The organism is Streptomyces sp. NPDC059649 (assembly GCF_042734445.1).
Taxonomy (GTDB): domain Bacteria; phylum Actinomycetota; class Actinomycetes; order Streptomycetales; family Streptomycetaceae; genus Streptomyces.
Map to the genome: position 1 here is coordinate 25,476 of NZ_JBHWDV010000063.1, position 8,475 is coordinate 33,950.

Below are 8,475 nucleotides of genomic sequence, written 5' to 3' on the forward strand. Positions count from 1 at the left end.
GCTCCGCGGCTCGCTGGGAGGGGTGGTGGGGGGCGACGCGTGGGCAGGTCTGATGCGGGCGGGTTGCGGACCGCGCTGTCCGACGTCCCCAGGATAGGACTGCCCACTGTCGGCGGATCACACCGTCCGATGGGTGGGCATCCGTGGGGGGAGGTGGTGGTGTGGGCCCTGTCACGGCCTTGCCCGAGGCGGTGTCGCTGCCATACTTACGAGACCGTAGGTTACGGTTCCGTAGGCCGTAGCCGTGCCCCCGAGCCCCCGACGAGGGACACCATGACCGCTGGTCCTGAAGCTGTAGAAGATCCACCGATTTCCGCCGATTCGACCGGGCGGACCGGTGGCCCGTTGCCGTCCGCGACGCTGGGCGGCGAGCAGCGCCGGTCGCTCGAACAGATCACGCTGCTGTTGTTCATCACCGTTCCGTTCGTGGCGCTGGTCGCCTCGGTGCCGCTGGCCTGGGGGTGGGGGGTGAGCTGGCTGGATCTGGCGCTGATGACGGCGATGTATTTCATCGGCTGCCATGGCATCACGATCGGTTTCCACCGGTATTTCACCCATGGGGCGTTCAAGGCGAAGCGTCCGTTGCGGATCGCGCTGGCGATCATGGGGTCGCTGGCGGTGGAGGGGCCGCTGGTCCGCTGGGTGGCGGATCACCGCAAGCACCACAAGTTTTCCGACGCGGAGGGTGATCCGCACTCTCCGTGGCGGTTCGGTGAGACGGTGCCGGCCCTGATGAAGGGCCTGTGGTGGGCGCACATCGGCTGGATGTTCGACGAGGAGCAGACGCCGCAGCACAAGTACGCGCCGGATCTGATCAAGGACGACACGATCCGGAACATCTCCCGGCAGTTCGTGCTGTGGACGACGCTCTCGCTGCTGATCCCGCCACTGGTGGGCGGGCTGGTGACGTTCTCGTGGCAGGGTGCGGCCACCGCGTTCTTCTGGGGTTCGCTGGTCCGGGTCGCGCTGCTGCATCACGTGACGTGGTCGATCAACTCCATCTGTCACGCGGTGGGCAAGCGCCCGTTCAAGTCCCGCGACCGTTCCGGCAACGTGTGGTGGCTGGCGGTGCTGTCCTGCGGGGAGTCGTGGCACAACCTGCACCACGCGGATCCGACGTGCGCCCGGCACGGCGTGCTGAAGGGGCAGCTGGACTCCAGCGCCCGGCTGATCCGCTGGTTCGAGAAGGCGGGCTGGGCGTACGACGTGCGCTGGCCGGACGCGTCGCGCATCGATGCCCGACGCAAGGAGACCGCCGCTATGGGGTAACCCATGGCGGTGACGGGGGAAGGGCATCATTGACGCGTGGCGATCGACGACAGCAGCAGTACGAGCAGCAGCAAGAGCAAGCCTTCCGCCGCCGCGGGCCCGCGGCGGACGCGCAGGGTCCGGATGACCGGTGCGGAGCGCCGTGAGCAGCTGCTGGACATCGGTCGCACGCTCTTCGCCGAGCGCGGCTTCGAGGGCACGTCGGTGGAGGAGATCGCCGCGAAGGCAGGGGTCTCCAAGCCGGTGGTCTACGAGCACTTCGGCGGCAAGGAGGGGCTCTACGCGGTGGTGGTGGACCGCGAGATGCGTCAGCTGCTGGACATGGTGACCGGCGCGCTGACCGCCGGCCATCCCCGTGAGCTCCTCGAGCAGGCCGCGTTCGCGCTGCTCGACTACATCGAGACGTACACCGACGGTTTCCGCATCCTGGTCCGCGATTCGCCGGTCGCCCAGTCGACGGGCACCTTCGCTTCGCTGATCAGCGATATCGCCACGCAGGTCGAGGACATCCTCGGCCTGGAGTTCAAGGCGCGCGGCTTCGACCCGAAGCTGGCCCCGCTCTACGCCCAGGCGCTGGTCGGCATGGTCGCCCTGACCGGCCAGTGGTGGCTCGACGTCCGCAAGCCGAAGAAGGCCGAGGTCGCCGCCCATCTGGTCAACCTGGCCTGGCACGGCCTGGACGGGCTGGAGCAGAAGCCTCGGTTGATAGGGCACCGGAAGAACTAAGCTTATTGCGCACAAGATTAACCTTGTGGGATCCTCTGCGCATGACTGAGATCACGATCAGCTCTGCCCGCTCCCAGCTTGGCGATCTGGTCCGCCGGGCGGCCCACGGCCGCGAGACGATCGCCCTGACCGACCACGGGCACGTGGCGGCACTCCTTGTCTCGCCTCAGGTGATAGAGGATCTCGAAGACGCTTTGGCCGTTTCCGACTACGAACGGCGCAAGGCCGAGGGCACGCTCGGAGAGGGCATCCCGCACGAAGAGGTCGGTCGGACGCTGGGGCTGCGTCCGTGACCTACCGCATCATCTGGGAACCAAGCGCCACGAACGCGGCCGTGAGGTTCCTCAAGGAAGACCCGGCGGGTCTGGCAGCCGTGTACGAGGCCGTCGACACGCTCGCCAAGGTTCCCCGCCCCTCCACGTCCGCCGCCTACGGCCCCCGTACCCGCCGTCTCCGCGTCGGCAATTACCGCGTCCTTTACCTGATCGACGACGAAGTCATCCGCATCCTGGTCACGCACCCGGGCCGCACCCCCTGAGCCGTGCCGGCCCCGAACCAGCGGGCTTGCCGTGCCTCCCCAGGCAGGCGGGCGAGCTGGTGTGTCCGAGGCCGGTGTGCACGGGGCCCGGGTCAGGCCGCTGGCTTCCGGGCCACGGCGAAGATGCGGCGGAAGGGGAAGACGGTGCCGTGGGGGCCGGTGGGGTAGGCCTTGCGGAGGGCGTCGCGGTATTCGGCGAGGAATGAGTCGCGCGCCCGGGGGTCGTCCTCCAGGGCGGTCAGGACGGGGCGCAGGGCGGTGCCCTTGACCCAGTCGAGGACCGGGTCGTCGCCCTGCAGGAGCTGGACGTAGGTGGTTTCCCAGACGTCGGCGCCGCAGCCGAGGTCGGTGAGGCGTTCCAGGTATGCGGCGGGTTCGAGGATGTGGACGAAGCGCCGGCCGTGGGTGGTGAGGCGTCCGCGCCACTGGGGGGCGTCGCACAGCTCGCCCAGGAGGGCGTGGCTGGGCGAGGTGAAGTTGCCGGGGACCTGGAAGGCGAGGGTGCCGCCGGGCGTGAGGGCGTCGATCCAGCGCGGCAGGGACTCGGGGTGGTTGGGAACCCATTGCAGTGCCGCGTTGGAGACGATCAGGTCGAAGGGTTCGTCGGGGGTCCAGTCGGCGGCGTCGGCGGGGGCGAAGTCGAGGTGGCCGCCGCCCGGGGTGGGTCCGGCGTGGGCCTCGGCCTCCTTGAGCATCTCGGGGGAGTTGTCGTATCCGGTGATGTGCGCGTCGGGCCAGCGGGTGGTGAGCTGGGCGGTGACGTTGCCTGGGCCGCAGCCGAGGTCGGCGATGCGGGCGGGTCGGTCCCGGCGGGGCAGTTCCGGTATCCGGGCGAGCAGGTCGAGGAAGGGGCGGGTGCGGTGCCCGGAGTGGCGGAGGTACTGCTGCGGATCCCAGGTCGGTGCGTCGTGCATGTTCGATGACCCTTTCGTCGTGCAGGGCTGGCACAGGGCTGGCACGGTCGGGTGACGCAGGTCCGGTTCGGGCCGTGGCGGCCGGAAACCGAGCCTCCGCCGACGATGCCCCATAGTCCAGCGAAATATATCTCGACGTCAAGAGACTTCATGTCGACAGACCCTCTACACTGATCGTCATGGAGGACGAGGTCGACCGACTGGTCGCAGCATGGCGCCGGGAGCGCCCGGACCTCGACGTGGAACCACTTGAGGTCCTCAGCCGCGTCTCCAGGCTGGCCAGACATCTCGACCGGGCCCGCCGCATCGCGTTCGCCGAGGTCGGCCTGGAGCCTTGGGAGTTCGACGTCCTGACGGCGCTGCGCCGGGCCGGGGCGCCGTATCAGCTCTCCCCCGGGGCGCTGTTGACGCAGACGCTGGTCACCTCGGGGACGATGACCAACCGGATCGACCGGCTCGCCAAGAAGAACCTCGTCGAGCGGCTGCCCGACCCCAGCGACCGGCGCGGAGTGCTGGTCAGGCTGACCCCGGAGGGCCGCGACAAGGCCGACCAGTCGCTGGCCGGACTGCTGGTACAGGAACGCGCCATTCTGGCCGAGCTCTCCCGTCAGCAGCGCGGCGAACTGGCCGGGCTGCTACGGAAGCTGACCGGGCCGTTCGACAACATCCCGGGTTAGGCGGTCGCCGGCGCCCCGGTGCGCCGGCCCGGCTCGCGACGGCGCCTCCCCCGCCCCACCGGTGTCAACGTTCCGGGGCGGGCGAGGGCGCGCGCTCCCGGGGCGGCGGCGCGGGCGCTGTCGTCACAGGCCGCAGGGGCCGGGGGCAGATGCGCGGATACGCACCGTCAGCCCGCGCGTGACACGGTGCCGCACGCCATATTTGGGGGCGCGTAATTCCGCTCTACGCGCCCCCCGATTCGACGTGCGCCCCCTTCACACCACGTCCTCTTGCCCGCCGCTCCCGTTGTGCACTTGGATCGCGCCATGAGCCAGCAGCGCACACGGCACCGGCCCGGCGGCCCGTACGGCAGGCGGTTCGAGGGCCGTACGGTCCTGGTGTCCGGGGCCGCCGCCGGTATCGGGGCGGCCACCGCCGACCGGCTGGCCGCCGAGGGCGCCGGCGTGCTGCTGCTGGACATCGACGACGAGCGCGGCGAGCACCTCGCCCGGCGGATCCGTGCGGCCGGCGGCCGGGCCTCGTTCGAGCACGGCGACGTGGCGGGCGAGGCCGACTGGCAGCGGGCAGTCGAGGCCGCGCGGCGCCGCTACGGCCCGGTGGACGGCCTGGTGAGCAACGCCTACCTGCCGTACGTGGCGCCGGCCGACCGCACCCCGCTCGCCGACTGGGAGCGGCAGCTCGCGGTGAACCTGACCGGGTCGTTCCTCGGCGTCCGGGCCGCCCTCGCCGACCTGCGCGAGCGGCACGGCGCGGTGGTGCTGACCTCGTCCGTGCACGCCCTGGTGGGACTGCCGGGCCGGCCCGCCTACGCGGCGGCGAAGGCCGGACTGACCGGGCTGGGCCGCCAACTGGCCGTCGAATACGGGCCGGAGGTACGGGTCAACAGCGTGCTGCCGGGCCCCGTACTGACCGCGGCCTGGGACGGGATCGGCGAGGAGGAACGGCAGGCCGCCGCCGCGGAGACGGCCGCGCGGCGGCTGGGGCGGCCCGAGGAGATCGCCGCCGCGATCGCCTTCCTGCTCTCCCCCGAGGCGTCGTTCGTCACCGGGGCGAGCCTCGTCGTGGACGGCGGCTGGAGCGTGTACAAGAACTCTTCCTGACGGCCGGGATCCGGTCCCGGGCGCTGCGGGCCACGACCCGGCCCGCCCGACTCCGACCCCTGGGGGGACGATGGGCATCCATTTCGGCGGCGACTACAACCCCGAGCAGTGGCCCGAGGAGGTGTGGGCCGAGGACCTGGAGCTGATGAAGGCGGCTCATGTCACCATGGTCACCGCCGGGATCTTCTCCTGGGCGAAGGTCGAACCCCGGCCGGGGGAATGGGACTTCGGGTGGTTCGACCGGGTCATGGACGGGCTGGCGGGCGCCGGCATCGCCGTCTGTCTGGCGACGATGACCGCCTCGCCGCCACCCTGGCTGTCCCGCGCGCACCCCGAGATCCTGCCCGAGGGCCCGGACGGGCAGCGCCGCTGGCCCGGCGGCCGGCAGCACTACTGCCCCTCCAGCCCCGTCTACCGCGCGCACGCCGTACGCCTCGTCGAGCAGCTCGCCACCCGTTACGCGGGCCATCCGGCGCTGGCCATGTGGCACGTCGGCAACGAGTACGGCTGCCACACCCGGCAGTGCTTCTGCGACGTGTCGGCCGCGGACTTCCGGCGCTGGCTGCGCACCCGCTACGAGAGCATCGATGCGCTCAACACCGCCTGGTCGACGGCCTTCTGGTCGCAGGGCTACTCCGACTTCGACGAGGTGCTGCCGCCGCGCACCGCGCCCACCTTCCCCAACCCCGCCCAGCAGCTGGACTACCTGCGGTTCGGCGACGAGGCGCTGCGCGCCTGCTACCTGGCCGAGAAGGCGGTCCTGGACCGCCGCACCCCCGACGTCCCGGTCACCACCAACCTGATGCCGCAGCACAAACCGGTGGACGCGTTCGCCTGGGCCCCCCATATGGACGCGATGGCGCTGGACTTCTACCAGGACCCGTACGCCGCCGACGACCACGTCCGGGCCGGCTACGTCTTCGACCTGATGCGCTCCGCACGGTCCGGGCAGCCCTGGCTGCTGCTGGAGCAGGCGCCGAGCGCGGTCAACTGGCGCCCCCGCAACGGCCCGAAGCCGCCCGGCGCGATGCGGCTGTGGAGCTGGCAGGCCGTCGCCCAAGGCGCGGACGCGGTGCTGTTCTTCCAGTGGCGGCAGTCGCTGGGCGGCGCCGAGAAGTTCCACTCGGCGATGGTGCCGCACGGCGGGACCGGCACCCGGATCTTCCGCGAGGTGACCGAACTGGGACGGGAACTGGCGGCCGTCCCCGGCATCGAGGGCACCCGCTCCCGGGCCGAGGTGGCGCTGCTGGCGGACTGGCACAGCTGGTGGGCGCTGGAGCTGGACTCCAAACCGTCCACCGCACTGGACCACTCCCGGATCGCGCTGGACCACTACAGGCCGCTGTTCGAGGCCGGCGTGGCCTGCGACGTGCTCCCGCCCCGACGCGACCTGACCGGCTACCGCCTGGTCCTCGTCCCCAACCTCTACCTGCTGACCGAACAGGACGCGGAGCGGCTGGCCGACTACGTGCGCGACGGCGGGCGGCTGCTGGTCTCGTTCTTCACCGGCATCGTCGACGCCCACGACCGGGTCCATCCGGGCGGATATCCCGGACCGCTCCGCGCGCTGCTGGGCCTGCGCGTGGAGGAATTCTGGCCACTGGCCACGAGCCGCTCCGTGGGCGTCGGCGACGGCGCGTACACCGGCCGGGCGGACCTGTGGTCGGAGTCCCTCGACCTCGAAGGAGCCGAGGCCCTGGCCCGCTTCACCGACGGCGACCTCGCCGGCCGCCCCGCCGTCACCCGCCACACCTACGGCCGGGGCGCCGCCTGGTACGTCGCGACCCGCCTCGATCCCGCGCTCCTGCGGACCCTCATGGACGACGTCCGCTCGGAGGCGGGCGTCGCCCCCGTCCTCCCGAACCTCCCACCCGGCATCCAGGCCACGGTCCGGGAGGCCACCGACCGCCGCTACGTCTTCCTCCTCAACCACGGCGCGGAGCCCTCCGAGATCGCTCTCCGGGCGCCTCTACGGGACGCGCTGGCCGCGGACGGCCCGCCCGTCACCCGCATCACGCTGCCACCGCGCGGCGTTGCGGTGCTGGTGGCTGCGCCTTGATCCCCACGTACTCGGCTGCGGCGCCGTACTGGTTGCTCGCCGTTGCGCGCTTTGCGGCGCCCTGTACGTACCTGGCTTTCCCGCCGCGGGGCTTGCTCGCCGTTGCGCGCTTTGCGGCGCCCTGTACGTACCTGGCTTTCCCGCCGCGGGGCTTGCTCGCCGTTGCGCGCTTCGCGGCGCCCCGCATGTACCCGTCTTTCCCGCCGTCGGGGTTGTTCGCCGTTGCGCCTGGCGGCGGGCGGTTGTTTGTCGGGTGCGGTGACAGCCCTACAGACTTCGTCCTCCGGTCTGTCCCCTCCCGTTGGTGGGTGGGAGGGGTGAGTGGGGGTGGGCGTTGTCGTTTGGCGCTGTGGCGGTGTCTCGTGTCGTGCAGTGTCTTGCGACGTGCGGTGTCTCGCGACGCCCGGTGTCGGGAATACCGTCCCGGCTCGTCGGGTTGAGGCCCGCAAGGGGCGCTCCTATCCCTTACGGGATCTGTTCGGCCCCGCCCTAATACTGCAACCGCATGTGGTGTAACCGTGCGGGCCGGGGCTCGTTGGTGTGACTGTGTGAGAAGTCGCTGACGGTTGAGCAGATCGAGTCGTGGTCCGAGGGGATAGCGGATTTGCATGCCCGCATCGGGCATCGTTTCGGCAGGTCAGAGCCACGCGCTCGGGCTTTGGACTATCTGCGGGGCCTGCTGGCCCCTTTGGAGAGGAAGAACGGCTGGACGCTGGCCGAGCAGGTCGGCCAGCTCCGCCCGGACGGTGTCCAGCGGCTGCTGAACCATTCGGAGTGGGACGAGAACGCCGTCCGTGACGACGTCCGGGACTTCGTCGTGGAGACCATCGGGGCCAAGGACGCCGTCCTCATCGGCGATGACACCGGCTTTGTGAAGAAGGGCACCAAGTCGGCCGGAGTGCAGCGGCAGTACTCCGGCACGGCCGGACGCAGGGAGAACTGCCAGGTCGGCACGTTCTTGGCCTATGCCTCCACCAAGGGGCGGGCGTTGATCGACCGCGAGCTGTATCTGCCCGCGTCCTGGACGGACGATCGTGCCCGGTGCCGGGCGGCCAAGATCGGCGACGAGGTGCCGTTCGCCACGAAGATCGAGCATCTGAAGTGGATGCTGCAACGCGCCCTGGACGCGGCCGTGCCCTTCGCCTGGGTCACCACCGACGAAGCCTACGGACAAGTCCACCATTTTCGGTC

9 protein-coding genes are annotated in these 8,475 nt (G+C 70.8%); 8 read left to right on the plus strand and 1 reads right to left on the minus strand.

Annotated features, from left to right (window positions below; genetic code table 11):
- Positions 1-273: 273 nt before the first annotated feature.
- From ACFV1J_RS35745 to ACFV1J_RS35760, 4 genes are read left to right on the plus strand one after another with little or no spacing between them, the layout of a single operon-like run.
- Entirely contained in the window at positions 274-1,269 is a 996-nt protein-coding gene (locus tag ACFV1J_RS35745; RefSeq protein WP_385865362.1) for an acyl-CoA desaturase, read from the plus strand.
- A gap of 36 nt (positions 1,270-1,305) precedes the next feature.
- Positions 1,306-1,995 carry a TetR family transcriptional regulator gene (locus ACFV1J_RS35750; protein ID WP_385865364.1) on the plus strand — a complete coding sequence of 230 codons (690 nt, stop codon included), beginning with the start codon at positions 1,306-1,308 and terminating at the stop codon, positions 1,993-1,995.
- Between the two features lie 41 nt (positions 1,996-2,036).
- Positions 2,037-2,288 (plus strand): type II toxin-antitoxin system Phd/YefM family antitoxin, encoded by a 252-nt coding sequence (locus tag ACFV1J_RS35755; protein WP_385865365.1) that lies wholly within the window; start codon positions 2,037-2,039, stop codon positions 2,286-2,288.
- Complete coding sequence (locus ACFV1J_RS35760; RefSeq protein WP_385865367.1) at positions 2,285-2,533, plus strand: type II toxin-antitoxin system RelE/ParE family toxin; 249 nt, start codon at positions 2,285-2,287, stop codon at positions 2,531-2,533. The genes ACFV1J_RS35755 and ACFV1J_RS35760 overlap by 4 nt, the downstream gene beginning before the upstream one ends.
- 92 nt (positions 2,534-2,625) lie before the next feature.
- Here ACFV1J_RS35760 and ACFV1J_RS35765 read toward each other — a convergent pair whose 3' ends face one another.
- On the minus strand, positions 2,626-3,447 hold the full coding sequence (locus ACFV1J_RS35765) for a trans-aconitate 2-methyltransferase (RefSeq protein ID WP_385865368.1): 822 nt from the start codon (positions 3,445-3,447) through the stop codon (positions 2,626-2,628).
- 179 nt (positions 3,448-3,626) lie between these two features.
- Between ACFV1J_RS35765 and ACFV1J_RS35770 the strand changes: the two genes are divergently transcribed.
- The 4 genes from ACFV1J_RS35770 to ACFV1J_RS35785 all read left to right on the plus strand — a co-directional run.
- Positions 3,627-4,124: a MarR family winged helix-turn-helix transcriptional regulator gene (locus ACFV1J_RS35770; protein WP_030413445.1), complete on the plus strand. Its 498-nt coding sequence runs from the start codon at positions 3,627-3,629 to the stop codon at positions 4,122-4,124.
- Positions 4,125-4,430: 306 nt separating this feature from the next.
- Entirely contained in the window at positions 4,431-5,225 is a 795-nt protein-coding gene (locus tag ACFV1J_RS35775) for an SDR family NAD(P)-dependent oxidoreductase (protein ID WP_385865371.1), read from the plus strand.
- A gap of 70 nt (positions 5,226-5,295) precedes the next feature.
- Positions 5,296-7,284, plus strand: a complete 1,989-nt coding sequence (locus ACFV1J_RS35780) for a beta-galactosidase (protein WP_385865372.1) — start codon at positions 5,296-5,298, stop codon at positions 7,282-7,284.
- A 574-nt stretch (positions 7,285-7,858) separates the two neighbouring features.
- A partial coding sequence (locus ACFV1J_RS35785; protein ID WP_385865376.1) for an IS701 family transposase occupies positions 7,859-8,475 on the plus strand: 617 nt, incomplete at its 3' end.